This window comes from Shimia sp. CNT1-13L.2, from assembly GCF_024331145.1.
In the GTDB taxonomy this organism is placed as follows: Bacteria; Pseudomonadota; Alphaproteobacteria; order Rhodobacterales; family Rhodobacteraceae; genus Shimia.
The window spans coordinates 108470-133684 of record NZ_JANDJO010000001.1 but is presented as its reverse complement, the minus strand read 5'-3'; the positions used below and the strand labels follow the sequence as shown (position 1 = coordinate 133684).

Below are 25215 nucleotides of genomic sequence, written 5' to 3'. Positions count from 1 at the left end.
GGGCGAAGTGGAACGCTCCGCGCGACAGTCAGGCCACAGTCGCGCCCATTAGGCAAGAGGCTTAGCGCGGGCGGTGGACGTGGGCGCTTTGGACAAGGCCGAAGGCGACCATCAGGACCAGCATCGCCGAGCCGCCGTAGCTGACCAGCGGGAGGGGGACGCCGACCACCGGGGCCATGCCCATGACCATCGACATGTTGACGGCAAAGAACAGGAAGAAGGTGGTGGTGATGCCAAGGATCAGCAGCGAAGAAAAGCGATCACGGTTCACAAGGGCTGCGGCAATGCAGAACAGGATGATAAGGCCGTAGAGGCCCAAGAGGGATATGCCGCCGAGAAAACCGAATTCCTCGGCCAGGGTGGTGAAGATGAAGTCGGTGTGTTTCTCGGGCAGGAAGTTCAGGCGCGATTGCGTGCCCTGCATGAAGCCTCGCCCTGTCCAGCCGCCAGAGCCAAGTGCGATCTTGGACTGTGTGATGTGGTAGCCGGCCCCGAGGGGATCGGAGGAGGGATCAAGGAAGGTGTCGATCCGGCGATACTGGTAGTCCTTGAGAAGCTGCCATGTGGTGCCGCGCGACTGGAACACGGCGGTGACGAGGCCGCCGATCATCCCGATGACCGCAGCAAAATAGCCCCAGTGTACGCCTGCCATGAACATCACGATGCCGCCGCCGGTCACAAGCAGGATCGAGGTGCCAAGGTCCGGCTGGCGCAGGACAAGGGCCGTGGGCAAAAGGATGGCGATCACCGGCAGGGCGATCCACAGGGGGCGCGAGGTTCGTTCGGGGGCGAGCCAGTCGTAGTAGGCGGCCAGCGCCATCACGAGGGTGATTTTCATCAGCTCGGAGGGTTGCAGGCGCATGAAGCCAAGGTCGATCCAGCGCTGCGCGCCCATGCCGACGCTGCCCATGACTTCGACAAGGATCAAAAGCACGATGGTGCCGACATAGGCAAAGCCCGAAATGCTGCGCCAGAACCAGATCGGGGTCATCGCCACGATGAGCATCAGCACGAGTGCCATGCCGAAGCGTTTCATCTGGGGTTCGGCCCAGGGCGAGAACGATCCGCCCGCCACGGAGAAGAGCATCATGAAGCCGACACCGGAGACGGCGGCCAGAAGGAGAATGAGCGGCCAGTTCAGGTAGAGCAGCTTGCGGATGCCGGTGGGGACGGTCTTGACCGTATACTCGAGATAGCTCATGCGCGGTCGCCCCCGCGGTTGCCGTCGCGATCGGGGATCACGGCGCGCAGGCGCTTTTGCTGTTCCTCGATCCTCTTGCGGTCCTTGGTGGGGTAGGCATCCAGCGGCGGCATCCCGCCATGCAGGGCCTGAAGGGTGATGTCACGGGCGATGGGCGCGGCCGCTGTTGAGCCGCCGCCGCCATGTTCCACGACCACCGCAACCGCGATGCGCGGATTGTCATAGGGCGCGAAGTTCACGAACAGGGCGTGGTCGCGGCGTTCCCAGGGCAGGTCTTCGTTCTTGGTGACGCCGCGGGCGCGTTCGGCGGCGGTGATGTTGCGGACCTGACTGGTGCCGGTCTTGCCGGCCATGCGGTAGGCGTCTTCGATGATGCGGCTGCCATAGGCCGTGCCGCGCCGGTGGTTGGAGACGGTGAACATCGCCCTGCGGATTTTCTGCAGGTTGTTTGCGTTGAAGCCAAGCGACTGTGCTTCTGGGTGGGGTGTTTCGATGCCGTCCACGGATTTCACGAGGCGCGGCGTGATGTCCTTGCCCGAGGCAAGGCGCGCGGTCATGACGGCCAGTTGCAGGGGCGAGGCCAGCACGTTGCCCTGTCCGATGGAGGCGTTGACGGTATCGCCGACAACCCATGCCTGTCCGCGCACGCGTTCTTTCCATTCGCGGGTCGGGTTAAGGCCGCGCGCGATGCCGGAGAGGGGCAGGTCGAACTTGTGACCAAGGCCAAGGCGATCGGCCACGGCAGAGAGTTTGTCGATGCCGAGCTTGAGGGCGACATCGTAGAAATAGACGTCGCAGCTTTCGCGCAGGGCCTCTTCAAGGTCGACGTGGCCGTGACCGGCGCGTTTCCAGCAGTGGAAGCGTCTGTTCGACACTTCGAGATGGCCGGGGCACCAGACCGTGTCTTCGGGGGTGATGATGCCCTCTTCCAACGCGGCAAGTGCGGTGACCATCTTGAAAGTCGATCCGGGCGGGTAGGTGCCCTGAACCGATTTCGCGGCAAGGGGCCGGTAGTTGTTTTCGGTCAGGTCACGGTAGTCGGCCACCGAGATGCCGGTGACAAAAAGGTTCGGATCAAAGCTGGGCGAGGAGTTGAGCGACAGGATATCGCCGTTCTGGCAGTCGATCACCACGGCGGCGGCGCTTTCCTCGCCAAGGCGGGCCTGGATGTAGGATTGCAGTGACTGATCAAGGGTCAGTTGCAGGTCTGCGCCCTGCTGGCCTTCGCGGCGGTCGAGTTCGCGCATGACACGGCCGACCGAGTTAACCTCGACCCGTTTGGCACCGGCCTTGCCGCGCAGGTTGTCTTCGAGTTTGGATTCCACGCCGACCTTGCCGATCTGGAAGCGCGGAATGCGCAAGAGCTGGTCGGGGTCTTCGATCTTGGACAGGTCATAGTCGGAGACGGGGCCGACGTAGCCGACCACATGGGCGAAATCGCCCCGGATCGGGTATTGCCGCGACAGGCCGACCTCGGGGGTGATGCCCGGCAGAGAGGGCGCGTTGACGGCGATGCGGCTCATTTCCTCCCACGAGATGTGGTCGGCCAGGGTGACCGGCAGGAAGGGGGCCGAGCGTTTCATCTCGGCGCGGGCGCGGTTGAGGGTGACTTCGTCGAGATCGACCAGCGACGAGAGCTGCGAGATCACCTGTTCGACGTCGCCGGCATCCTCGCGCACCATGGTTATGCGATAGGACGGTTCGTTAACGGCGATCGGCACGCCGTTGCGATCAAAGATTTCTCCACGGGCCGGGGGCAGCAGGCGGATATTGATGCGGTTTTCCTCGGCCAGCAGGCGGAACTGGTCGGCCTGATCGACCTGAAGATAGCGCATCCGCAGGCCCAGCATCGACATGAAGACGATCTGTGCGCCGCCCAGAAGCAGGGCGCGGCGCGACAGGCGGCGGTGGGATTCCGCGTTATCCTGACCGGGGCGTCTCATGTTGCACCTGCCAGCGTGTCGTCATCCCCCGGTGCCGATTTGCGCAGACCGAGGATCAGGTGCGAGGCCATGACGACCAGCGGGTAGAACAGGATGTTCATGAACAGCTGCATGACGCTCAGGCCAAGCGGGGCGCGGTCGACAAGGAAGATGGTCAGCGCGAGGCGCTCGGCCAGCATGATGGCAACAAGGGTTGCGGCGGCGGTGGCCCATTCGGTGGGGAAGGGGGCGTCGCGCAGGATCAGCGACTGGCGGCGCAGGGTCTGGCGGGCGATGACCATGATGGCGGCAAGAAGGCCCGGCGCACGCAGCAGGATCAGATCGGCCAGCAGGAAGACCACACCCACCGCAAGGACAGGGACGTATTCCGGACGACGCGTGGCCCATGCCACGGTCAGCACCACCAGAAGGTCGGGGCCGGACCAGCCGCGCGGCATGGTCTGGAAGGGCAGCAGTTGAAGATAGACCACGCCAAGCGCGATCAGGAGATAGGCAATGCGCATCCGCCAGCGCCGTCCGCTTGCGATGTGATCAGCCATCGCTTGCCTCCGGTGCCGGGGTTGGCAGGAACACCGGGCCGACGACTTCGCCGGGTTCGGTGATGGTCTCGCGTCCGTGGTGGCGCAGGACGCGCAGGAATTCGAGACGCTCGTAATCGGCCGAGAGGCGCACGCGCAGGCGGCCGCCGGGATCGGAGGCGACCTGACCGACCAGCAGGCCCGCAGGGAACACGCCACCGTCACCAGAGGTCACGACACGGTCACCCGGGCGGACCTGATCGGTGTTTTCAAGAAAATCCAGATAGGGGGCCGGTGTGTTGTCGCCTTCGACAAGGCCGCGCTGGCCGGAGGGTTGAACGACAACCGGAATGCGCGAGGAACTGTCGGTCAGCAGGATCACGCGGCTCGAGTTTCTGCCAGTGCCGGAGATGCGTCCCACAAGCCCGATGCCATCCATTGCCGCCCAGCCATCCACGACGCCATCGCGCGCCCCGATGTTCAGCAGCACGGATTGACGGAACGGAGAGCCGCTGTCGGCCAGGACAACGCCGGTGATATAGGTCAGGCGCGGGTCAAGGCGGACGTTGTTGAGATCGAGCAGGCGGGCGTTTTCCTGTTCCAGCTGGAGGGCGGCCTCTTTCCAGGCCTTCATCTGCTGAAGCTCGCGGCGCAGCTCGCGGTTCTGTTCCACGATGCGCTGGTAGCTCTGGAAATCGCGAAACAGGTCGACGGTGGCGGTGACGGGCGTCATCGTCCAGTCAAACGAGGGCAGGACCGCATCGACGATCTGTGCGCGGAAGCGTTCGACACGCGGCGAGTCGATGCGCCAGAGCAGGAAGATGCCCACAAGGCACAGGACAAGAATGCCCAGAAGCAGACGCCTGATCGGGGCAATATAGTCTTCGCCTGATGTCCGGTCCCGGGCCACGCTTCCCCCTGTTCAGGTCGCTGCGCCTAGAGGTGGCTTAGCTGTCGTAGTCGATGGCGTGACGCAGCTGCTTTTCATATTCGAGCGCCTTGCCGGTGCCCATCGCCACGCAGTTCAGAGACTCGTCTGCAATCGAGACCGCAAGGCCGGTCTGTTCGCGCAGGGCGAGATCGAGATCGCCAAGAAGGGCGCCACCACCCGTCAGCATAACACCACGGTCGACGATGTCGGCCGCAAGGTCCGGCGGGGTGGCTTCCAGCGCGGTCATCACCGCTTCGCAGATCTGCTGGACCGGTTCCGACAGGGCCTCGGCCACCTGTGCCTGGCTGATCTCGGTTTCTTTGGGTACGCCGTTCAGAAGGTCGCGGCCCCGGATCTGCATCGACGCGCCGCGGCCATCATCGGGCATACGGGCGGTGCCGATCTGGGTTTTGATGCGTTCGGCGGTGGCTTCGCCGACCAGAAGGTTCTGGTTGCGGCGCAGGTAGTTGATGATCGCCTCGTCCATGCGGTCGCCCCCGACACGGACCGAGCGCGCATAGACGATGTCGCCGAGCGACAGAACGGCCACCTCGGTGGTGCCGCCGCCGATGTCGACAACCATGTTGCCGGTCGGATCGGTGATCGGCATGCCGGCGCCGATGGCGGCGGCGATGGGTTCTGCGATCAGGCCGGCGCGACGGGCGCCTGCCGAGAGAACCGATTGACGGATCGCACGTTTTTCAACGGGGGTGGCGCCATGGGGAACGCAGACGATGATCTTGGGCTTGGAGAAGGTCGAGCGTTTGTGGACCTTGCGGATGAAGTGCTTGATCATCTCCTCGGCAACGTCGAAATCGGCGATGACACCGTCCCGCATGGGGCGGATGGCTTCGATCGAACCCGGCGTCCGGCCCAGCATCAGCTTGGCGTCTTCGCCCACGGCCAGCACTTTCTTGATGCCGTCCTTGACGTGATAGGCGACAACCGAAGGCTCGGACAGGATGACCCCCTTGCCTTTGACATAGACCAGCGTGTTCGCAGTACCGAGGTCGATTGCCATGTCAGAGGTAAACAGGCCGCCCAGATTTCCCAGCATATGTTGTGTTCCGTTCCCGAAAATATCCCAAATAGGCCCGCGACTCCCGTCAGCACGAACCGACTCTCTTATAGTGAGGCACCTTGGCGACGGGAAGGGTGTGCGAGGCGAAATCAGCGTGAATCCGCCGTGTTTTTGCAGGGTTTTCGAGTGGGGGGCTTGGGGGAGGGTTTCTTGGGCGGAAAATCTGCGCTACGAGCGGCGGATTGGAACGGGGGATGGGGCGATGCTCAGCTATCAGCATATCTATCATGCGGGCAATCTGGCGGACGTTCAGAAACATGCGCTGCTCTGTGTGATGCTGGCGTATATGGGCAAAAAGTCCAAACCTTTCAGTTACTTGGAAACCCATTCGGGGCGGGGGTTGTACCACCTTGATGCGCCGGAGGCGGTGAAGACCGGCGAGGCGGCGGCGGGGATCGGGGTGGCCGAGGCGTGGTTTGACGCTGACCACCCGTTCCGGCGTGCGCTGGACGAGGTGAAAAATCGTTACGGGGCAACGGCTTACGGGGGCTCTCCGCTGCTGGCGGCGGCCTGCCTGCGGGCGGGGGACCGGATGCACCTTGCAGAGTTGCACCCGCAGGAAAACGCGGCGCTGAACGAATCGATGTTTGGTGTGAAAAATGGCGTGATTTCAAAGGTCTACAAGCAGGATGGCTTTGCGATGGCGCAGGCGGTTTGCCCGCCGGAACCGCGCCGGGGGCTGATGCTGATCGACCCGAGCTATGAAATCAAAAAAGATTACAAAACCCTGCCGGATTTCATCGCCAAGATTCACCGCAAATGGAACGTGGGCGTGATCGCGCTGTGGTATCCCGTGCTGACGGATGGCAGCCATGAGGACATGGTCAAGGCGTTGAAGGCAAAGGATTTTCCGAAAACCCTCTGCCACGAGGTCCGGTTCCCGCCGGCCCGCGAGGGCCACCGGATGGTGGGCTCGGGCATGTTCATCGCGAACGCGCCCTACGGGCTCGACACCGAATGCCACCGCCTGGACGGGTTTTTCAACAGTCTTCGTTAACGCCTGAAAAGGGCCCGCAAGGACGCGTCGGTGCCACGTCGGTATTACGTCGGTATTGCGGAGGTGCCCCCACCCCGGATGGGCGGGGTTAAGGGGGCGTGCGTTGGATGCAGCTCACAATCGCAGAGTGCTTTCGATACGTCGACAATTACGATGAGGGGCTTCGATATTGTTTTGTCAGTATAGTTCTGCTGAAATGGTGTGCTTGTTCAGATAAGCTAGGTGCCCATCTATTTCGATTTTGACGATCCATTCTCCGTCTGGAATATCGATGTTCCATTTCCAATAGTTGCCAGCTATCGGAGGCTTAGCTGAAATTGAGTTGTACTTGATTGAGGCAAAAGCTTTGGCCTCATCACCAAACAAAACTTCTATACTAACGTCTACCATTTTACCGTCATACCTGGGGTTCATCGTGAAGCTGACCCCGGTATGCTCTAAGTTTGTCTTATCAATGAAGCTAAATCGTTTTTCGAAAGTTTTAAGTGCATCCGAAACATGGCATTTTGTGCGCCAGTACGAAGCTAGATCTCCGATCATATAGAGAAATGTGTCTCGTTCTGGGGTTGATCTAAACACGATTGCGTTCAAGGTTTCCGAAGGTTTGACTGGTGATAATGCGAGAACTTCTGCGCACCTCATCCTTACAACGTCGGTGTCGCAGGGCCCAACGCTGTAAATTGATGAAAAGGGTAGTGACAGGAAAAAGCTGTCATCTTCTCCCCAAGTGGTGGCCGCCGACTGCATGTTGCCATCAGAAAAACATGTGCCGTGAGATGTCAAAACTGGCTCAGCATTGAACACAAACATAATCAGGATAGGACAATGCGTTGGGTCGCCAAATTTACACTCGCCTGGCTTTCTTATTCCTTCGATATGAAATTGGGTGGGAGTGCCGGGCCTAAAGTAGAATCTTACATAATTCTGAGCGAATTCCTTGGCAGCGAGGACCTCCGCGGCCGCTACATCGCGATCTAACGATAACTCCGGATCATTCCGTGCTCGTAGTGCGTCTTCACGAATAATTTTTATCGCGTTTTCGAGCGGTGAATGATGGAACAGGAGTTTGGGCCAAAATTTCCTGTAGGGATAAATTGGCGTGGCTAGCTCGACTTGCCACGCGGCTATGTGCTCAAAAGCGGTCGCTTTGGAAATAGGCATAGAATTTTTTTCTTCTAAATCAGCTCATTTTGATTGGATACAATCGTCTGGCCATTTGTTTCGCGTGATATTCCGACGGAAATCGCCATCTCGTTGTTCTTTGATTGTAGGGTTGCGCTTGTAAAAGGTAGGCGCGCAACAAGGTCGACCAAGGTTCCGCGGAGACTAGTGTTGAACCACTCCGCTTCTTTATGGGTAATGCGACCATTTAGAAGGTTTAGCCAAAGGCCCCTCAGATCATCTTGTGTAACTGAAAAATCGTCTCCTCGAACGGTCATTACAATGCAGTCGGGTTGATCTAGACGAACGGAATAACTCTCTCGGCTTAATAGCGTCGTTTGCTTGCTATTTTTGGTGGCGTAGTCTCTCAGTGCCTCCTCAAACTCTTCAAACGTGGTAGGGAAGGCTATTTCTGTTGAAGAGTATTCGATGTGTTCAGGTATGCTTGGGTGTCCCTCAACATCGTGAATAAAAACATCAATATCAATATCCGCAAGGTACTTTTCCATTACTGGTTGAACGGCTTCCCACCGAAGTCCACCGTTTCCACAACCAAGCTTGGGGAAAGAGATGCTAGTGATACCCTTTTCTGAATAAGTATTCGCAAATTTATCGAGCCCAGACTCAATCCATTCTAGTTTAGATGCCCCTCGCCAGTGGTTTTTCGTTGGGAAATTCAAGACCCAAGGCGTCTTGCGGCGCCAGAGCCAAAGCTTTCCGGGTACAAGTAGCTTTTGATCGCAAATTGACTTGTAAGCTTTGAACATCTCTCGGTCGCGCTTCTTAAACTCCTTGGCGATGCCCTTGCCCATTACTCCTACGCAATTCACCGTGTTTACTAGTGTCTGAGCCTCTGAGTCGAACAGGTCGGACTTTAGGTATGTAATCATTCTTCCTACCTGTACTAAAAAGGCTTCCCCCAATTACTACCTAGAAGCAGAAGAAGGAGCCAACCTGAGATGCAGGCGTGGTACGTTTGTCTTTCGTATCACTTCAATACGACAAGATAAATCTAAGCTCAATTTTGTTGTTTTGCACTGAAGTGATTTGTGTATCGTTGCTTAAGGTAAAAGAACGGGGAAAGCCGCCCGATTGGGCGGCTTTCTTTTGCTTGGTATCAGCCGTCGATGGGCTCGAAGTGGCAGGTGAAGTGGCGCATGAGTTGGGGTTCCTTCACGATGCGGTAGCCGGTGAGGCTTTCGCGAGCCTTTGCCAGTTCCTCGAAGGCCTCGACGATATAGTCGGCGTGGCTCTGGGTGTAGGTGCGGCGGGGCATGGCGAGGCGGACGAGGTCCATCGCGGCGGGGTGTTCGCTGCCGTCGGGGTGGCGGCCGAACATCACGGTGCCGATCTCGCAGCTGCGGATGCCGGCGATTTCGTAGAGCGCGACGGCCAGCGCGTGGCCGGGGTACTCGAGCGGCGGGATATGCGAGAGCCAGCGGCGGGCGTCGATGAAGACCGCGTGGCCGCCTGCCGGTTTCACCACCGGGACGCCAAGGGCGTCGAGGCGTTCGATGATATAGGCGTTGGTGCGGATGCGGTAGCGCAGGTAATCCTCGTCGACGATCTCGGACAGGCCCTGGGCGAGGGCTTCGAGATCGCGCCCTGAGAGGCCGCCGTAGGTGGGGAAGCCCTCGGTGCGGATCAGGTGGTTGCGGGCGGTTTCGGCGAGGCCATCATCGTTCAGCGCCAGCCAGCCGCCGATGTTGCCGAAGGCGTCCTTCTTGGCGGACATGGTCATGCCGTCGGCCTCGGCGAAACAATCGCGGACGATTTCGGGGATGCTGCGGTCCTGCTGGCCGTCTTCGCGGGTCTTGATGAACCACGCGTTTTCGGCAAAGCGGCAGCCGTCGATGAAGAAGGGCTTGCCGTATTTGCGGGCGAGCGCGGCGGTGGCGCGGATGTTGGCGAGGCTGACGGGCTGGCCGCCGCCGGCGTTGTTGGTGATGGTGAGCATCACGCAGGGCACGCTGTCGCCGTGGTCTTCGAGGTAGGCATCAAGGCGGTCGAGATCCATGTTGCCCTTGAAGGGGTGTTCTGAGGCGGGATCCTTGCCTTCGGCGATCACGAGGTCGTGGCCCTGCGCGCCCGAGGCCTCGATATTGCCGCGGGTGGTGTCGAAGTGGGTGTTGTTGGGGATGTTGCGGCCTGCGCCACCGAACATGGAGAACAGGATGGCTTCGGCGGCGCGGCCCTGGTGGGTGGGGATCACGTGGTTGAAGGGCATCAGGTTCTTTACCGCCGCCTCGAAGCGGTAGAAGGAGGGCGAGCCGGCATAGCTTTCGTCGCCCTGCATGACGGCCGACCATTGCGCCGCGCTCATGGCGCCGGTGCCGGAGTCGGTCAGCAGGTCAATCAGCACGTCGTCTGATTTCAGGGCAAAGAGGTTGTAGTTGGCGGCCTGCAAAAGGTCCTGGCGTTCCGCGCGGGTGGTCATGCGGATCGGTTCGACGGATTTGATGCGGAAGGGTTCGATGATGGTTTTCATCTCAGGGCTCCGTGTGGATGGCCCCGGATGGATTCACGGCAACGTTTACGTGATGGGGCCATAGCGCCGCGGTTGCCCATAGGAGGACCGCGCTCAGCGCCCATTCGTTGCGGGGGTTGTTATCGGGCAGATTTGCGGAGTGGTCAAGATGGCTCAGACCGCCTGAAGCACGTTCTGGCCCCGGGCTTCGGTCTGGATTTCTTCGGCCAGGGCGCGGGCGGGGGCGGAGCGGGATTTGCGGGCGATGCGCACGACATAGGCGATGTCGGGGGGCGGGGCGCCGATCTGCGGGTCGATGATGGTCATACGCGGCGTGATGTGGCGGGCGTTCAGGAGGGCGATGCCAAGGCCCGCTTCGACCGCCGAAACAATGCCGGCGTTGCTGGCGCATTGCAGGACGGTGCGAAAATCGCGCCCCCCCGCCTGTCCGAGTGTCATGGCCCAGTGTTTGTAGAAACAGTTGTCATCAAAGGCGAGGAAGGGCAGCGGGCGATCATCGGGCAGGGGCAGGTCGGGCGAGGCGACCCAGTGCAGGTGATCGTGGAACAGCACGATGTCGCCGGGGCGGGTTTCATGGGCGAAGATCTGCATGATGGCGAGGTCGATCTCGCCCTGTTCGAGATCGGCCATGAGTGACAGGCTCTGGCTGACGTGGGTGCGCACGCTGACGTCGGGGTGCAGGCGGGCAAAGCGGGCGAGGATGCGGGACAGGCCGCCGCTGGTGGTGTCTTCGGTCATGCCAAGGCGCAGGTGGCCGGTGAGCGGGCTGTTGGTGAGGTGCAGCACGGCCTCGTCATGCAGGGCCAGAATCCGGCGGGCATAGGTCAGGAGGGCGCGGCCGTCTTCGGAGAAGGTCGGGGCGCCGGGGCGGCGGGTGAGCAGGGTGCGGCCCAGCTTGTCCTCGAGGCGCTTGATCTTGTGCGACACCGCGGATTGCGACAGCGCGAGGTGGTCGGCGGCGCGGGTGATGCCGCCCTGGTCTTCGATGGCACAGAGGGCCTGAAGGGCGTCGATGTCCATTCTGAGGGTCATGGTGTGCTCCGGCATTTGCATGACCAATTTAGATCAGGTGATGAAATCAATCAATTTGATTCATGGGGGGGCCGGACGGCAGAACGGGGGCATCAGGAAACAGGAGCCTTCCCATGGATCATATCGTCACCGACCACATCCTCATCAATGGCTTTCGCATCGCGCATGGCGTGCATGGTGCGGGCGAGCCGGTTGTTCTTTTACATGGCACGCCGTCGTCCTCGCTGATCTGGCGGAATGTGCTGCCGGTTCTGGTGGCGGGGGGCTATCGTGTGCATGTCTATGACCTCTTGGGTTACGGGCTGTCCGAGCGGCCTTGCGATCCGGCGGTAGATACGTCGATCTCCGGTCAGGTGCCGGTGCTGGAGGCGCTGTTTGATCATTGGGGGCTGACGGATGCGCATGTGATCGCGCATGACATCGGCGGTGCGGTGGCGCAGCGGTTCGCGATCTTTTCGCCCGAGAAGGTGCGGACGCTGAGCATGATCGACGTGGTCAGCTATGACAGCTATCCGTCGCGGCGCACGCGTGAACAAATGCAGGCGGGGCTTGAGGCGCTGGTCAAGGCACCGGATGCCGATCACCGCGCGCATTTCGAAGAGTGGTTGTTGAGCACGGTGCAGAACAAGGCGGCGCTGCGGGCGGGGCCGCTTGAAACCTATCTTGATTTCATCAGCGGGCCGATCGGGCAGGGCAGCCTGTTCCAGCATCAGGTGCGCCACTACGACCCCAAACACACGATGGAGATTGCCGAGCGGATGCACGAGTTGGGGCAGCGTCCGGTCAAGCTGATCTGGGGCGCGGATGATGCGTGGCAGGTTGTGGACTGGGCGCATCGGCTGAACGCGGCGATCCCCGGCAGTGATCTTGAGGTGATCGCGGACTGCGGGCATTTCGCGATGGAGGACCAGCCGGAACAGGTGGCGGCCAGCCTGCTTGGGTTCCTGAAGGCGAACTAGGGGGTGAACTCGCCACAGAGCGAGGTGTCTAGACGCGCCCGACGGGTGGCCGGATCGGGGCTGTGGGCGAGGGCATAGGTGAGCTTGGCATAGGCCGCTTCGACGGTCATGTCGCCGCCGTCGATCACACCGTGGTGGCGCAGGATGGCGGCGGCGGCATAGGTGCCAAGCGCCATGCCGCCCTCGGGGCATTGGCTTACGGCGACCACGGGGATGGCGCGGTTTGCCGCCGTGGTCAGGGCGCGGGCCAGACCCTCGGTGCCCGGCACGGTGCCAGAGCCGAAGCAGCGCAACACGAGACCGTCGCAGGTTTGCGCGGCATATTCGAAGAGGTCGGTGGGCACGCCTGGGGCGACCGAGAGGAAGGCGACCTTGTGGGCGCCGGTGCGGTGCAGGGTCAGGGCGGTGCCGGGCTGGCGCGGGGCGATGTCGGAAGGGTCGGCGGCAAAGGCATCAAAGGCGCGCGAGTGGGATTTGCGCACCCGTGCGCCGTGCAGGAGGCGGCCCGCGAATTGCACCCAGACGCCGGGCGCGGCGGTGGCGGTGGCCGCGATGGCATCGGCGAGGTTGCGGGTGCCGTCGTTGCCCGGAACCGAGAGCGGCAGCATGGAGCCGGTGACGATGACCGGCTTGGACAGGCCTTCGAGGGCGAAGCAGAGGGCTGCGGCGGTATAGGCCAGCGTGTCGGTGCCGTGGGTGACGATGAAGGCGTCGTAGTCTGCGTCGGTCTCGGCGATGGTGGTGGCGATGCGATCCCAGTCTTGCGGGGTGGCATTGGCGCTGTCGATCAGCGGGGCGAGGCGGCGGATGTCGATCTGCGGGGCGTTTGTCTGCGTCGCGAGGTGGCTGTCAAGAAAGCCCTCGACCACCCCTTCGGCGGGGGCGAAACCGTCATCGGTGGCCACCATGCCAATGGTGCCGCCGGTGTGGATGAGGAGGGTTTTCATGGGATGTATCCTAGCTCTTTGCCGAGGCTTGTGAAGGGAGAAGGGGTTTGCCCGGAAGCGGGGAGGGCGGCGGCTGCCTGGGGAGGCGCGAATGCGCCTGCCGGGGGGCAGGCAGGCGCAGCCCGGCGGTACCGCCGGGCAATGTGTTGTCTGATCTGATGTGCAAAGGCCGCCCGCGGGGGACGGCCTTTGGATCTCATGTTCGGGCCCGGTTTCAGGTCACGTCGCGATAGGAGATTTCGCGTTCGTCGACGCCTTCACCCAGTTTGCCACGGCGCACGATCAGGCGGTTCAGAGCGTGGATGTAGGCCTTGGCCGAGGCGACCACGGTGTCGGTGTTGGCGGACTGGCCGGTGGTGATGACCCCGTCTTCCTCGAGGCGCACCGAGACGGTGGCCTGGGCGTCGGTGCCTTCGGTCACGGCGTGCACCTGGTAGAGTTGCAGGCGCGCGGTGTTGGGGTGCAGCTCGCGGATGGCCTTGAAGGTGGCGTCCACGGGGCCGTCGCCAAAGCTGGTGGCTTGCAGATCCTTGCCGTCGATTTCCATCTCGACGGTGGATTCCGCCTGACCGCCGGTGCCGCAGGTCACTTTCATCGAGACCAGCTTGAGGGCGTCGTTGGCATCATCCTCGCCGATGCGCATCAGGGCGATGAGGTCGTCGTCGAACACTTCTTTCTTGCGGTCGGCGAGATCCTTGAAGCGCACGAAGACGTCTTTCAGCTGGTTGTCGCCGATCTCGAAGCCGAGGTGTTCGAGCTTGTCGCGCAGCGCGGCGCGGCCCGAGTGTTTGCCGAGCGGCAGCGAGGTGCCCGAGAGGCCCACGTCTTCGGGGCGCATGATCTCGAAGTTCTCGCGGTTCTTGAGCATGCCGTCCTGGTGGATGCCGCTTTCATGGGCGAAGGCGTTCTTGCCGACGATGGCCTTGTTGGGTTGCACGAGGAAGCCCGACACGGTCGAGACACGGCGCGAGATGGCCATGATCTTGGTCGTGTCGATGCCGGTGTGCCAGGGCATGATGTCGTTGCGGGTTTTCAGCGCCATCACCACCTCTTCGAGGGCGGTGTTGCCGGCGCGTTCGCCAAGGCCGTTGATGGTGCATTCGATCTGGCGGGCACCACCGGCGACGGCGGCCAGCGCGTTGGCCGTGGCCATGCCGAGATCGTTGTGGCAGTGGGTGGCAAAGATCACATCGTCGGCACCCGGCACGGTTTCGATCAGGCGCTTGATCAGGTCGGCGCTTTCGACGGGGGCGGTATAGCCCACGGTGTCGGGGATGTTGATGGTGGTGGCACCGGCCTTGATGGCGATCTCGATCACGCGGCAGAGGTAATCCCACTCGGTCCGCGTGGCATCCATCGGCGACCATTGCACGTTTTCGCAGAGGTTGCGGGCGTGGCTGACGGTTTCGTGGATCTTGTCGGCCATCTCGTCCATGGTGAGGTCGGGAATGGCGCGGTGCAGCGGCGAGGTGCCGATGAAGGTGTGGATGCGGTTCTGACCGGCGTGTTTCACCGCTTCCCAGCAGCGATCAATGTCGGCAAAATTGGCGCGGGCGAGGCCGCAGATGCGGCTGTTCTTGGAGCGTTTGGCAATTTCGCTGACGGCCTTGAAGTCGCCTTCCGAGGCAATCGGGAAGCCGGCCTCGATGATGTCGACGCCCATCTCGTCGAGCATCTCGGCAATTTCGAGTTTCTCGTCGTGGGTCATGGTGGCGCCGGGCGACTGTTCGCCGTCGCGCAGGGTCGTGTCAAAGATCAAGACGCGGTCTTGTTTGGCAGTATCGGTCATTGGAAGTCTCTCTTTTTTCTCCTGGGGGTCCGGTGGGGTTCGGGCGCGAAGCAGTTATCCTCTGAGCGGTCGCGCCAGCACCGGCACGCTCAGAGGCGGGCTAGGAGAAGAAGGTCGGCCAGAATCGCAGCGCGGGTGCGCTGTGCGGGTGCTGCGATATGTGCCGTGATCATCATGGCGGCGATTTATACATGCCGCGTGGGAAATGAAAAGCCTCATTCGCGGGTTTTTCTGTGCGGGGCGGGGTGGGGCTTTTGTTGAATTGGTATGCAAAGAAAGTGCGATAGTGGACATTTTTGCAGGCCCAAAGCTGGCTTACTTCAGCCCTCAAGACGATCAAGGAGGCCGGACCATGGCAAAAGACACTCTGGACAAGACCGAGCGGACGCGGCTGCGGCGGCTGCACGAGAAGGGATCCTACGAACGCGAGGTGATTCACCAGATCCTCGATGCGATGCCGATGGCCCATATCGGGTACGTGATGGATGGCAGCCCGTCGGTGCTGCCGACCTTGCAGTGGCGCGAGGGCGATCATGTCTACTGGCACGGGTCCTCGGCCAGCCGGGCGCTAAGGGCGATGAAGGGCAACCAGGTCTGCATGACCGTGTCGATCCTGGATGGCTATGTGCTGGCGCGGTCGGCGCTGCATCATTCGGTAAACCAGCGTTCGGTGATGATCTTTGGCGAGGCCGAGCAGGTGATGGAGGCAGCGGCCAAGGAAGTGCATATGAAGCGCATGTTCGATCACATCTTTCCCGGTCGCTGGGAGGCGCTGCGCCCGTTGCAACCGCAGGAGACCAAGGCGACGGCGATCTTCCGGATGCCGATCACCGAGGCCTCGGCCAAGCTGCGGGATGCGCCGCCGGCTGATGACGAAGAGGATTACGCGCTGCCGATCTGGGCCGGTGTGGTGCCGATCCGGATGCAGCTTGGCGCGCCGGTTGCTGACCCTCGGGTTCTGGAGGGGGTCGAACCGCCCGCGCATCTTGGTGATATCCGGATCGGGTAAACGCCGTCTTGCCGCGCCACTTTCAGGGGCTAGATGCAGCGCATGAGACGCGCATTGGTGATTGGAAACAGTGGTGGTATCGGCGGGGCCCTTGCGGGGGCCTTGCAAGAAAGCGGTGTGGCGGTCACGGGCCTGTCGCGATCAGAGCACGGGTTCGATGTGACCGATCCGGCTTCGGTCGAGGCGGGGATGGCGGGGCTGTCACCAGGGTTCGACATGATCCTTGTGGCCAGCGGGGCGCTGACGGTTGTTGCGCCGCGGCCCGAGAAATCGCTGGCGGAACTGACCGCCGAAGAAATGGCGGCGCAGTTCGCGGTGAATGCCATTGGTCCGGCGCTGGTGCTGCGGCATGTGCCGCGCCTGCTGCGGCGGGACGGGCGGGGTGTCGTGGCGGTGCTGTCGGCGCGGGTCGGCTCGATCGGGGACAACCGGATGGGCGGCTGGTACAGCTATCGGGCGGCCAAGGCGGCGGTGAACCAGATCGTGCACGGCGCGGCTATCGAACTGGCCCGTAGTCACCGCGAGGCGATCTGTGTCGCCCTGCACCCCGGCACGGTGGCGACCGATTTCACCAAGGCCTATGCCGGCCGTCAGAAACTAGCGCCTTCCGAAAGCGCGGCACATCTGCTTGGCGTGCTGGACGGGCTGACGCCGGAAGACAGCGGCGGGTTCTTTGCCTGGGATGGGGAGAGGATCGAGTGGTGAGGGGGGCGTTTGAGGGAGTCATATTGTCCAAAGCTACGCTTTAGATAGTCCGCGGAATTAGGCACTAAGCGGGTTTTTCATTTCGTACCGCACGCAAATAATTTTCCCTTAGTTCATTGGATACTTCAGTGCTGGAAATTCATGCCACCAAGGGAAACTGAAATTAAGAAGAACCAGTGTCTTCCCAAAAACGCACCACATGAAAACACCCCGCAAGCGGTTGCGGGGTGTGTCATTTTTTCTGGCTGATCTTGCCAAGAGGCGTGGGGCCGGAGGGGATTAGCCGTCGGTTTTCAGGGCGCCGTTTTCCCAGGTGCCGGTCTTTTCCTCGCCGGTGGCATATTTCAGGGTGCCTGCGCCCTGGCGTTTGCCGGACTTGAACATGCCTTCGTAGATGTCGCCGTTGGCATAGGTGGCCACGCCCTGGCCGCTGATTTCGCCTGCCTGCCATTCTCCGGAATAGGTAAAGCCGTCGGGCATGCGGATTTCGCCGACCCCGTCGCGCTGGCCGTCTGCGAACTGGCCTTCGTAGACGGTGCCGTCGGTGTAGGTGGCGATGCCGAGGCCGTGGCGCTGGCCTTCGAACCAGTCCCCTTCGTAGCGGTAGCCGTCGGCATAGGTCATGACGCCCTTGCCGTGGTTCTTGGCGTTGAGGAACTCACCCTCGTAGACCAGACCGTTGGTATAGGTGGCCTTGCCGCGGCCGTTGATCACGCCGGCTTTCCACTCGCCTTCATAGGTCGATCCGTCAGGATAGGTGATGAGGCCGGTGCCATCGGCAAGATCCTGGCGGAACTGGCCGGTGTAGACCGAGCCGTCGGGGTAGGTGACGGTGCCGTCGCCTTCGATGTGGCCGTTGATCCAGCTGCCGACGTAGGTATAGCCATCGGCTCCGGTGAAGGTGCCCTGGCCGTGGCGTTTGTCGCCTTCGAAAGTGCCAGTGTATGTGTCGCCATTGGCATAGACCACCGTACCCTCGCCGACACGCTGGCCCGCGACAAGGGTGCCTTCGTAGATGTCACCGTTGGAGTGGATGAGCTTACCGGTGCCTTCGATCTGGCCCGAAACCCAGTTGCCTTCGTAGATCAGGCCATCGGGCATAGTCAGCGTGCCTTGCCCCGAACGTGCACCGCCCGCGACCTGGCCGGCATAGGTGGCACCGTCGGAATAGGTGATCTTGGCCATGCCTTCCTTGACGCCGTTGATCCAGTCGCCGTCATAGACATATCCGCCCGGCGACAGCATCACGCCCTTGCCGTGATGCGAGGCGTTCTGGAACTGGCCCTCGTAGCGGGTGCCGTTGGCGTAAAGCGCGACGCCGGTGCCGTTGATCTTGCCGTCGGCCCATTCCCCTTCGTAGGTGCCGCCGTCGGTGAAGGTGATCTTGCCGAAACCTTCGGGTTTGCCCTTGGCGAATTCGCCCTCGTAGACCGAGCCGTTGGGAAAGCGCGCCTGGCCCTTGCCCTTGATCTCGCCGTCGACCCATTCGCCGGTGTATTCATAGCCGTTGGGGAGGCGGTAGCTGCCGGTGCCGTGTTGCAGGCCACCCTTGAAGGTGCCTTCGTAGACGCCGCCGTCATCGTATTGCTTGGTAAGGATTTCGCCTTCCTGAGCGGTGGCAGAGGTGGCTGCGCCCAGCATGAGTGCGAGTGTTGCAATCTTGATTGCCTTGGTGTTCTTCATTTTTCTGCCCTTTTGGGGTCCATCCCGTGCCGACCTGTGGTTTTGCATGAAACCTAGAACAGTGGCCGCGTCTGAGCAACGTCTTTTGGCCGTTTGGCCTTTCCCTCGCGCGGGGTTCTGATAAATCTTGGGCCAAGACAGCGACAGGAGGCTTTGATGGCCGAAACATTTCGTCTGACCATGGCGCAGGCCAACCCCGTGATGGGGGATCTTGCCGGCAATGCCGCCAAGGCCCGCGAGGCCTGGGAGGCGGGCAAATCCGCGGGCAGCAAGCTTGTGGTCATGCCGGAAATGTTCATCGTGGGCTACAACCCGCAGGACCTTATCCTGAAACCGGCGTTGCAGGTGGCGGCGCTGCGCGAGATCGAGGCGCTGGCGGTGGCCTGTGCCGATGGGCCTGCGCTGGCGATTGGCGGGCCGCTGGCCGAGGATGGCAAGCTGTACAATGCCTATTTTGTGCTCAAGGGCGGCAAGATCGCCCATATTCAGCGTAAGCACCATTTGCCCAATTACACCGTGTTCGACGAAGAGCGCCTGTTTGACCACGGGCCGCTGGGCGGGCCTTATGACGTGGATGGCGTGCGGGTCGGCTCGCCGATCTGCGAGGATGCCTGGTTCGAGGATGTCTGCGAAACGCTGGAAGAGACCGGGGCGGAGATTCTCGTGGTGCCCAACGGGTCGCCCTATTATCGCGACAAGTTCGACCGCCGCATGAACCACATGGTGGCCCGCGTGGTCGAGACCGGTCTGCCGCTGGTCTATGTAAACATGGTGGGCGGGCAGGACGACCAGGTGTTCGACGGCGGCTCCTTTGTGCTGAACCCCGGTGGCGAGTTGGCGGTGCAATTGCCGGTCTTCGACGAGATGATCGCGCATGTGGACTTTACCCGTACGGCGGATGGCTGGAAGGCCGAACAGGGGGCGCGTGCGGTTCTGCCTGCGGGGGAAGAACAGGATTACCGCGTCTGTGTCGAGGCGCTGCGCGATTACATGGGCAAGACCGGTTTCAAGAAGGTGCTGCTGGGGCTGTCGGGCGGCATCGACTCGGCGCTGGTGGCCACGATTGCGGTGGATGCGCTGGGGGCAGAGAACGTGCGTTGCGTGATGCTGCCGTCGGAATACACCTCGCAGGGATCGCTGGATGACGCCAAGGACATCGCCGAGCGTCTGGGCGTGCGCTATGATTACGTGCCGATTGCCGAGGGGCGGCAGGCGATCACCAACACGCTTGCGCCGCTGTTTGAAGGCACCGAGCCGGGACTGACCGAGGAAAACATCCAGTCGCGTCTGCGGGGGCTGTTGCTGATGGCGCTGTCCAACAAGTTCGGCGAGATGCTTTTGACCACCGGTAACAAGTCCGAGGTCGCGGTGGGCTATGCCACGATCTATGGCGATATGGCCGGGGGCTATAACCCGATCAAGGACATGTACAAGACCCGCGTTTTCGAGACCTGCCGCTGGCGCAACGCGGTGCATCGCGACTGGATGGCCGGCCCCGAAGGCGAGGTGATCCCGGTGACGATCATCGACAAGCCGCCCTCTGCCGAGCTGCGCCCCGACCAGAAAGACGAGGACAGCCTGCCGCCGTATGACGAGTTGGACGCGATCCTGACCATGCTGGTAGATGAAGAGCGGTCGGTTGCGGACTGTGTTGCGGCCGGGTTCGACCGCGAGACGGTCAAGCGGGTGGAGCACCTGCTTTACATCAGCGAATACAAGCGGTTCCAGTCGGCCCCCGGTGCGCGCCTGTCGCGCAAGGCCTTCTGGCTGGATCGACGCTATCCGATTGTCAGCAGATGGCGGGACAACGCCTGAGCGCCTGTGTAGGATTTCAAAGGCCCCGGAGGTGTTCCGGGGCCTTTCTTTTTGGCGGTTCGGCGTCGCATTCGGCCAGTTTGCGGTCTGCTTCGACTTGGTTTTCGGGGTTGCCTTATGGATAGATGAGGGGAAACGGAGGGGACGAGATGACGACACGCGGACATTGCCTGTGCAAGGCAACTGGTTGGGAATACGAGGGCGATCCGACCTGGGGCTGCTATTGTCACTGTGATGATTGCCGCCGCAATTGCGCGGCGCCGGTGGTGGCGTGGCTGGGCGTGCCGTTGCGCAATTTCAGGTGGGTCGGACAGGCGCCGAAGACGTTGGAGAGTTCGAAGGGGGTGTTTCGGCATTTCTGTGAGGATTGCGGCTCGCCGCTTGGGTTCGAGGCGGATCACTATGCCGGGGGTATGCACCTATACGCGGCCTCGATGGAGCGGCCGGAAGATTTCGTGCCGGAATTCCATGTCAACTTTGCCAGCAAGCTGCCGTGGCTGGCGATGCAGGATGACCTGCCGAAGTATGACACCACGCTTTTGCATGCGCCGAAGGATTTGAGCGACTACGCCTGAGGGGCGCTGCCCCTCGGGCGGCGGGGCCGCCCTCACCCCGGGTACTTGGGCCAAGAAGAAGCAGCCTCAGCCCTTGCGGCGGGCAATCAGGACAAGCGCCGCGCCGGAGAGGTAGAACACCGCGCCGAGACCGATGACATAGGCGAGCACGCCGATGCCGCCGGTCTTGACCGGATTGAGGAAGAAATAGGGGTAGGTGCCGTCCGAGGCGCCGCGTGCCATGGCATAGCCGACATAGCCCAGCGGGCAGGCCAGCCAGAGGGCGGGGTGGGTGTAGGTCAGGCCGTGTTTCGGGGCGAAGAGCCACCAGAACAGCAGGACACCGGCCGGGATCAGCGTGTGCTGGAACAGGTTGACTGTGATGTCGAGACCCTCTGGGTTGTGGGTCGCGGCCAGCAGCGCGTGGTAGACCACGCCGACCAGTACGATCCAGACCGTGAGGGCGGTGATCCAGCCGGGGGTGGTGCTGCGGCGCAGGGTGGTGGTCGCGAAGACCAGGCCGACAGCGAGGACCATCAGGTTGGTGAAGTAGCGGGCCTGGGACCAGAGGGCGTCGGGCAAGCTGCGCCCCTCGGTGAGATCGACGCTGGTTTGCAGGGTGAGCGTGCCAAAGGCGCAGAGCGCAATCAGCAGGGCGCAGAGGGTTTCGAAGGTCGAGAAACGGTGTGGCTGGGTCATGTCAGGGTCGCGTCGAGGCTGGTGAGGGGGCAGTCGGCGAGCAGCCGTTCGGCATCGCTGGCGCGGCAGAGTTCGGTGGCGGGGGTCATGACGGCGGCGCTGGCGGCGGCGGTGCCGCGTTGCAGGGCGACGCCGAGATCTTCGCCCCGGGCCAGCGAGAGGGTGTAGGCGCCGACGAAACTGTCACCGGCGCCGACCTTGCTGGCGATCGGTACTTGGGCGGCCTTTGCGTGCAGGATTTCGTGTCGGCTGGCGAGGACCGAGCCTTCGCCGCCGCGGGCGATGATGACCACCTGCGCCGTTCCGCGCGCGATCAGGGCGGCGGCGAAATCGGCGGTGTCCTGCAGGGTTGGCAGGGGGGCGGTGTTCAGGGTTTCGGCCTCGTGCCAGTCCATGCGCAGGGTGTGCAGGTTGGCGGGCGGGGCGGTGACGGTGGTTTCAAGCGCCGCGCCGGAGAGATCGGCGATGATCCGGGGGTGGCGTGGGGCGAGGACCTTGGTGAGCGTGGTGGGGAAGGTGGCCGGGATGCCGGGCGGCAGGGAGCCGCTGAGGACCACGAAGCCCTCGTCGGGGACCACGCCGGGCAGCATATCGAGGAGCGCGCTATGACGTTCCTCGTCCCAGTCGGGACCGGGCAGGACGAAGCGGTACTGCGCGCCGGTGGTTTCATCCGTCACAGCAAGGCTTTGACGGGTTTCGCCGGGCGCGCGGAAGGGCAGGTAGGCGATGCCTTCGGCCAGCAGCAGGTGACGCAGTTTCTTGCCGGTGGGACCGCCGACGGCGACGAGGGCACGGGACTGACCGCCGAGGATGCGGATCGCGCGCGAGACGTTGATCCCGCCGCCGCCGGGATCGGTTTTGGGGGGCGCACACCGCAGTTTCGGGCCTGCCGAAACGGTTTCGGCCGTGGTCGAAAGATCCACGGCCGGGTTCAGGGTGATGGTCAGGATGTCGTGCATGGGCCTCCGGCTCAGAGCATCAGTTGGTAGCTCGCCGGAACATAGTGATAGCCTTGGCCGCGTTTTTCAACATAGCCAACGCCGGGCCAGGGCATGTGATAGCCGACAAAGGGGATCTGGTCGGCGGCCATCATGTCGAGCATGGCGCGTCGGGTTTTGGCGGCGGCTTCCTTGTCGCGGTCGAATTTCACCTCCCAGTCGGGGTAGGCCAGTGACCACACGTAGTGATTGGCAAAGTCGGCCCCGAGAACAAGTTGCTTGCCCTCGCTTTCGATACGGTAGGCCATGTGACCAAGGGTGTGGCCGAAGGCGGCCATGGCGGTGACGCCGGAGGCCACTGCGGCGCCATCGTCGATCATCGACATCTGTTCGGCCAGCGGGCGGACCTTGGCCTCGAAGGTGTCATTGCCGGACATGTCCCAAGCGTTGAACTCGGCCGCGCCGGTGACATAGCGGGCGTTGGGGAAGGTGGCCCCGCCCTCGCCGTAAAGGCCGCCGACATGGTCGCCGTGCATGTGGGTGACGACAACCACGTCGATCTGCTCGGCGCTGTAGCCTGCGGCGGCGAGGGCGCCAGTGATGCTGGCCGGGCTGAGGCCGGTGTCGAAGAGGATCAGTTCCGCGCCGGTGTTGACGACCGTGGGGGTGAAGAAGAACTGAGCCACGTCGGTGGGGATGTTGGCCTGCATCGAGGCCTTGGCGAATTCGTCGGCCGAGACGTTCATACCGAAGATCGACTGCGGATTCGGAACCGGGCGGGTGCCGGCGAGGAGTGTTGTCACTTCGAACCCGCCAACCTTCATGCGGTTGAAGCGGGTGCTGGCGACGCCCATCATCTCGGCGGCAGCCAGAAGTGGCGAGGCGGCCAGCGGGGTCATGGCGGCCCCCAGAAGGACAGAGCGGCGGTTGATGTGTGGGGTCTTGAGGGTCATGAGGGGTCTCCCAGTTCGCGTTTTCAATCCAGAGGGTAGCGCTGGTTTGGGGAACGGCCACTGCAAGACTTCGTGAGGTCGTCGGCAGGGCAGGCGGACCTGCCCTGCCTAAAGGTGTCAGGTTGTGGCCAACTGTTGCGCGCGAAGTGCGGCTTCCGCTTCGAGAATGACCGGCCTGTTTGCAATGCTTTGCGGTCGCCGTGCGAGGTATTGAAGTGCCTTTTCCGGCCCTTCAAGTTGTTCGACCACTTGTGAGAGCGCCAGCCATGTCTGCACGCGGTCCTGCGCGATGCGAAGGCTGGTCTCGAACTGGGCTTTTGCGCCAACGAGATCCCCCTGTGTCTGCAGCACGGTCCCCAGGAGGGCATTGGCGGCGGCGTTTCCGGGGTGATGACCCTGGTTTTGCGTCGCAAGGTCGAGCGCCTGGTCGAGCTGGCCCTGAGCCATCAGAAGTTTGCACAGGTGCATGCAGGCGTGCATCCGCGTCGGGTCTTGCTGCAGGATGGCGCGTAACAGTGGTTCGGCCTGTTCCGGTTTTTCCTGATCCAGAAATATGCTGGCCAGTAGTTCCTGAAGACTTAGGTGGTCCGGGTGGTCCTTGACGGCTTGGCTGACAAGGGCTTCGGCCTCGTCGAGCATGTTGCGTTCCTTGAGGATACGCACGCTGCGCAGGTAGCAGGCCAAGCGGGTCGGCTCGAGATGCAGGGCTTCCTTGAAGGCCGCAAGTGCCTTGAGCGGTCGGTTACGTTGGGCAAGGAAGATGCCATACATCTGATGATCGTCTGCTGTGGTCTTCGGGTAGCCATCGACGCGCTCGAACAGTTTTCTCAGACCACCTTTTTTCCCGTTTGCGCGAAGCAGCTTGGCAAGTTCGACATGGCAGTTTGACAGACCTGTCGAGAGTTGGATCGCGCGGCGCAGTGCAGAAATGGCGTCGTCCGTCCGGCCGGCGTCAGCCAGCGCCTGTGCCAGGTTGATGAAAAGCCACTCCGGTGGGGCGGTCATCATCTTGATTGCCCTTTCATAACCGCGAATTTCTTCCTCCAGATCGCCCTGTTTGCCCTTGGCAAAGCCGCGCCGGAATGCGGGTGGAAGATCGCTATGGCGCGGCGCGACAACCCGGTGGTTCGGCGCTTCGATATTGCCTTCAAGGATATTGGCCATCAGGTCGACCCATTCATCGCAGAAGGGGGCGACGACCATATCGTTGTGTCGAAACGGAAAATCGTAGACATCGAATGGGCGCCTCATGCGAAACTCCCAGTCGGAGGTTTCGCCGCTTTTTCGTTCCAGCCCCCAGTGGGTCGCCCTGAAGAGGGTCATCGGCCCTCCGAAGCTCGAGAGTTCGTTACGGTCCAGCACATAGTAACCGGCAAGTGAGAGAAATGACATGTCGGGCGGCGTGTTGGCGATGTTCAAGGCGCGGCGGTGGGTGTCGGCGTCGTCGTCGACCAAGAACAGGTGAACGTTTTTGCAGCCTTGGGCTTTCATGCGGGAGGCGAGCGTGAACCCGATCTGGCCGCCGAGGGAAAAGCCGACGATGTTGTAGGGGCCCTCAAAGCCCGCTGACTGGATGTCGGTAAGGTAGGTCTCGACGATCTTGTCGATGTCTCCGAGGTAGAGGCCATCTTCTTGCGGAAGGGAGAATTCGTAGATCGGGTTTTGAAGGCGCTTGGACCGCAGGATCGCGGCGGTGACCTTGTTCTCGGGGGCGAGGCCGGGCATCACGAGAAAGGGGGTTCCGCTCCCGTCGGGGCGGATCACTTCGAAGTTAGGCATATTCCTGAAAATCCATCCATTTTTCAGTTTCTA

The 25215-nt window shown here is 62.1% G+C and carries 22 protein-coding genes; 6 read left to right on the top strand and 16 right to left on the bottom strand.

The window, feature by feature from the left end; genetic code table 11:
• Positions 1 to 61 precede the first annotated feature (61 nt).
• The 5 genes from rodA to NNA36_RS00600 are packed head-to-tail and all read right to left on the bottom strand — an operon-like array spanning position 62 to position 5650.
• A complete protein-coding gene (gene rodA, locus NNA36_RS00620) occupies positions 62 to 1201 on the bottom strand; it encodes a rod shape-determining protein RodA (protein ID WP_255103284.1) in 1140 nt (379 codons plus the stop codon).
• On the bottom strand, positions 1198 to 3144 hold the full coding sequence (gene mrdA, locus NNA36_RS00615) for a penicillin-binding protein 2 (RefSeq protein WP_255103282.1): 1947 nt from the start codon (positions 3142 to 3144) through the stop codon (positions 1198 to 1200). The genes rodA and mrdA overlap by 4 nt, the downstream gene beginning before the upstream one ends.
• Positions 3141 to 3683 carry a rod shape-determining protein MreD gene (locus NNA36_RS00610; protein WP_255103280.1) on the bottom strand — a complete coding sequence of 181 codons (543 nt, stop codon included), beginning with the start codon at positions 3681 to 3683 and terminating at the stop codon, positions 3141 to 3143. Before NNA36_RS00610 ends, mrdA begins: the two co-directional genes overlap by 4 nt.
• Positions 3676 to 4572, bottom strand: coding sequence for a rod shape-determining protein MreC (gene mreC, locus NNA36_RS00605; protein WP_255103278.1), 897 nt, complete (start codon positions 4570 to 4572; stop codon positions 3676 to 3678). Before mreC ends, NNA36_RS00610 begins: the two co-directional genes overlap by 8 nt.
• A gap of 37 nt (positions 4573 to 4609) precedes the next feature.
• Positions 4610 to 5650, bottom strand: a complete 1041-nt coding sequence (locus NNA36_RS00600; protein WP_255103276.1) for a rod shape-determining protein — start codon at positions 5648 to 5650, stop codon at positions 4610 to 4612.
• A 226-nt stretch (positions 5651 to 5876) separates the two neighbouring features.
• On the opposite strand from NNA36_RS00600, the gene NNA36_RS00595 reads away from it, so the two are divergent.
• Positions 5877 to 6671, top strand: coding sequence for a 23S rRNA (adenine(2030)-N(6))-methyltransferase RlmJ (locus NNA36_RS00595; protein ID WP_255103274.1), 795 nt, complete (start codon positions 5877 to 5879; stop codon positions 6669 to 6671).
• Between the two features lie 177 nt (positions 6672 to 6848).
• Here NNA36_RS00595 and NNA36_RS00590 read toward each other — a convergent pair whose 3' ends face one another.
• The 4 genes from NNA36_RS00590 to NNA36_RS00575 all read right to left on the bottom strand — a co-directional run bounded on the left by NNA36_RS00590 (position 6849) and on the right by NNA36_RS00575 (position 11352).
• Complete coding sequence (locus NNA36_RS00590; RefSeq protein WP_255103272.1) at positions 6849 to 7832, bottom strand: DarT ssDNA thymidine ADP-ribosyltransferase family protein; 984 nt, start codon at positions 7830 to 7832, stop codon at positions 6849 to 6851.
• A 14-nt stretch (positions 7833 to 7846) separates the two neighbouring features.
• Positions 7847 to 8722: a macro domain-containing protein gene (locus tag NNA36_RS00585; RefSeq protein ID WP_255103270.1), complete on the bottom strand. Its 876-nt coding sequence runs from the start codon at positions 8720 to 8722 to the stop codon at positions 7847 to 7849.
• 227 nt (positions 8723 to 8949) lie between these two features.
• Positions 8950 to 10320 (bottom strand): tryptophanase, encoded by a 1371-nt coding sequence (locus NNA36_RS00580; protein WP_255103268.1) that lies wholly within the window; start codon positions 10318 to 10320, stop codon positions 8950 to 8952.
• A gap of 153 nt (positions 10321 to 10473) precedes the next feature.
• Positions 10474 to 11352: a LysR family transcriptional regulator gene (locus NNA36_RS00575; RefSeq protein WP_255103266.1), complete on the bottom strand. Its 879-nt coding sequence runs from the start codon at positions 11350 to 11352 to the stop codon at positions 10474 to 10476.
• Positions 11353 to 11465: 113 nt separating this feature from the next.
• On the opposite strand from NNA36_RS00575, the gene NNA36_RS00570 reads away from it, so the two are divergent.
• Positions 11466 to 12311, top strand: a complete 846-nt coding sequence (locus NNA36_RS00570; protein ID WP_255103264.1) for an alpha/beta fold hydrolase — start codon at positions 11466 to 11468, stop codon at positions 12309 to 12311.
• On the opposite strand, the gene NNA36_RS00565 is transcribed toward NNA36_RS00570, so the two are convergent.
• Together NNA36_RS00565 and NNA36_RS00560 are read right to left on the bottom strand one after the other, a co-directional pair.
• Positions 12308 to 13258 (bottom strand): asparaginase, encoded by a 951-nt coding sequence (locus tag NNA36_RS00565; RefSeq protein WP_255103262.1) that lies wholly within the window; start codon positions 13256 to 13258, stop codon positions 12308 to 12310. The genes NNA36_RS00570 and NNA36_RS00565 overlap by 4 nt on opposite strands.
• Before the next feature lie 214 nt (positions 13259 to 13472).
• Positions 13473 to 15047 carry a 2-isopropylmalate synthase gene (locus NNA36_RS00560; protein ID WP_255103260.1) on the bottom strand — a complete coding sequence of 525 codons (1575 nt, stop codon included), beginning with the start codon at positions 15045 to 15047 and terminating at the stop codon, positions 13473 to 13475.
• A gap of 352 nt (positions 15048 to 15399) precedes the next feature.
• Here NNA36_RS00560 and NNA36_RS00555 point away from each other — a divergent pair, with 352 nt between their 5' ends.
• Together NNA36_RS00555 and NNA36_RS00550 are read left to right on the top strand one after the other, a co-directional pair.
• A complete protein-coding gene (locus NNA36_RS00555; RefSeq protein WP_255103258.1) occupies positions 15400 to 16056 on the top strand; it encodes a pyridoxamine 5'-phosphate oxidase family protein in 657 nt (218 codons plus the stop codon).
• Positions 16057 to 16098: 42 nt separating this feature from the next.
• Entirely contained in the window at positions 16099 to 16761 is a 663-nt protein-coding gene (locus NNA36_RS00550; protein WP_255103256.1) for an SDR family NAD(P)-dependent oxidoreductase, read from the top strand.
• A 279-nt stretch (positions 16762 to 17040) separates the two neighbouring features.
• On the opposite strand, the gene NNA36_RS00545 is transcribed toward NNA36_RS00550, so the two are convergent.
• Positions 17041 to 18402, bottom strand: a complete 1362-nt coding sequence (locus tag NNA36_RS00545) for an MORN repeat-containing protein (RefSeq protein ID WP_255104372.1) — start codon at positions 18400 to 18402, stop codon at positions 17041 to 17043.
• Positions 18403 to 18600: 198 nt separating this feature from the next.
• Here NNA36_RS00545 and NNA36_RS00540 point away from each other — a divergent pair, with 198 nt between their 5' ends.
• Both NNA36_RS00540 and NNA36_RS00535 read left to right on the top strand, forming a co-directional pair.
• Positions 18601 to 20259, top strand: a complete 1659-nt coding sequence (locus NNA36_RS00540) for an NAD+ synthase (protein WP_255103255.1) — start codon at positions 18601 to 18603, stop codon at positions 20257 to 20259.
• A gap of 149 nt (positions 20260 to 20408) precedes the next feature.
• Positions 20409 to 20834 (top strand): GFA family protein, encoded by a 426-nt coding sequence (locus NNA36_RS00535; protein WP_255103252.1) that lies wholly within the window; start codon positions 20409 to 20411, stop codon positions 20832 to 20834.
• A gap of 66 nt (positions 20835 to 20900) precedes the next feature.
• On the opposite strand, the gene NNA36_RS00530 is transcribed toward NNA36_RS00535, so the two are convergent.
• The 4 genes from NNA36_RS00530 to NNA36_RS00515 form a co-directional block, all read right to left on the bottom strand.
• A complete protein-coding gene (locus NNA36_RS00530; RefSeq protein ID WP_255103250.1) occupies positions 20901 to 21512 on the bottom strand; it encodes a Pr6Pr family membrane protein in 612 nt (203 codons plus the stop codon).
• Positions 21509 to 22471: a 1-phosphofructokinase family hexose kinase gene (locus tag NNA36_RS00525; RefSeq protein ID WP_255103248.1), complete on the bottom strand. Its 963-nt coding sequence runs from the start codon at positions 22469 to 22471 to the stop codon at positions 21509 to 21511. The genes NNA36_RS00530 and NNA36_RS00525 overlap by 4 nt, the downstream gene beginning before the upstream one ends.
• An 11-nt stretch (positions 22472 to 22482) precedes the next feature.
• Complete coding sequence (locus tag NNA36_RS00520) at positions 22483 to 23403, bottom strand: MBL fold metallo-hydrolase (RefSeq protein ID WP_255103246.1); 921 nt, start codon at positions 23401 to 23403, stop codon at positions 22483 to 22485.
• A gap of 117 nt (positions 23404 to 23520) precedes the next feature.
• Entirely contained in the window at positions 23521 to 25182 is a 1662-nt protein-coding gene (locus NNA36_RS00515; protein WP_255103244.1) for a tetratricopeptide repeat protein, read from the bottom strand.
• Positions 25183 to 25215: the final 33 nt, after the last annotated feature.

What these genes read in the sequence shown, in the direction of transcription:
- NNA36_RS00555 (WP_255103258.1), top strand. Translation starts at nt 15,400, where the DNA reads ATGGCAAAAGACACTCTGGACAAGACCGAGCGGACGCGGCTGCGGCGG.
- NNA36_RS00540 (WP_255103255.1), top strand. Translation starts at nt 18,601, where the DNA reads ATGGCCGAAACATTTCGTCTGACCATGGCGCAGGCCAACCCCGTGATG.
- NNA36_RS00515 (WP_255103244.1), bottom strand. Translation starts at nt 25,182, where the DNA reads ATGCCTAACTTCGAAGTGATCCGCCCCGACGGGAGCGGAACCCCCTTT.
- mrdA (WP_255103282.1), bottom strand. Translation starts at nt 3,144, where the DNA reads ATGAGACGCCCCGGTCAGGATAACGCGGAATCCCACCGCCGCCTGTCG.
- NNA36_RS00575 (WP_255103266.1), bottom strand. Translation starts at nt 11,352, where the DNA reads ATGACCCTCAGAATGGACATCGACGCCCTTCAGGCCCTCTGTGCCATC.
- NNA36_RS00610 (WP_255103280.1), bottom strand. Translation starts at nt 3,683, where the DNA reads ATGGCTGATCACATCGCAAGCGGACGGCGCTGGCGGATGCGCATTGCC.
- NNA36_RS00530 (WP_255103250.1), bottom strand. Translation starts at nt 21,512, where the DNA reads ATGACCCAGCCACACCGTTTCTCGACCTTCGAAACCCTCTGCGCCCTG.
- NNA36_RS00570 (WP_255103264.1), top strand. Translation starts at nt 11,466, where the DNA reads ATGGATCATATCGTCACCGACCACATCCTCATCAATGGCTTTCGCATC.
- NNA36_RS00550 (WP_255103256.1), top strand. Translation starts at nt 16,099, where the DNA reads ATGAGACGCGCATTGGTGATTGGAAACAGTGGTGGTATCGGCGGGGCC.
- NNA36_RS00565 (WP_255103262.1), bottom strand. Translation starts at nt 13,258, where the DNA reads ATGAAAACCCTCCTCATCCACACCGGCGGCACCATTGGCATGGTGGCC.
- NNA36_RS00585 (WP_255103270.1), bottom strand. Translation starts at nt 8,722, where the DNA reads ATGATTACATACCTAAAGTCCGACCTGTTCGACTCAGAGGCTCAGACA.
- NNA36_RS00580 (WP_255103268.1), bottom strand. Translation starts at nt 10,320, where the DNA reads ATGAAAACCATCATCGAACCCTTCCGCATCAAATCCGTCGAACCGATC.
- NNA36_RS00545 (WP_255104372.1), bottom strand. Translation starts at nt 18,402, where the DNA reads ATGCTGGGCGCAGCCACCTCTGCCACCGCTCAGGAAGGCGAAATCCTT.
- NNA36_RS00590 (WP_255103272.1), bottom strand. Translation starts at nt 7,832, where the DNA reads ATGCCTATTTCCAAAGCGACCGCTTTTGAGCACATAGCCGCGTGGCAA.
- rodA (WP_255103284.1), bottom strand. Translation starts at nt 1,201, where the DNA reads ATGAGCTATCTCGAGTATACGGTCAAGACCGTCCCCACCGGCATCCGC.
- NNA36_RS00560 (WP_255103260.1), bottom strand. Translation starts at nt 15,047, where the DNA reads ATGACCGATACTGCCAAACAAGACCGCGTCTTGATCTTTGACACGACC.
- NNA36_RS00535 (WP_255103252.1), top strand. Translation starts at nt 20,409, where the DNA reads ATGACGACACGCGGACATTGCCTGTGCAAGGCAACTGGTTGGGAATAC.
- NNA36_RS00525 (WP_255103248.1), bottom strand. Translation starts at nt 22,471, where the DNA reads ATGCACGACATCCTGACCATCACCCTGAACCCGGCCGTGGATCTTTCG.
- NNA36_RS00595 (WP_255103274.1), top strand. Translation starts at nt 5,877, where the DNA reads ATGCTCAGCTATCAGCATATCTATCATGCGGGCAATCTGGCGGACGTT.
- NNA36_RS00520 (WP_255103246.1), bottom strand. Translation starts at nt 23,403, where the DNA reads ATGACCCTCAAGACCCCACACATCAACCGCCGCTCTGTCCTTCTGGGG.
- NNA36_RS00600 (WP_255103276.1), bottom strand. Translation starts at nt 5,650, where the DNA reads ATGCTGGGAAATCTGGGCGGCCTGTTTACCTCTGACATGGCAATCGAC.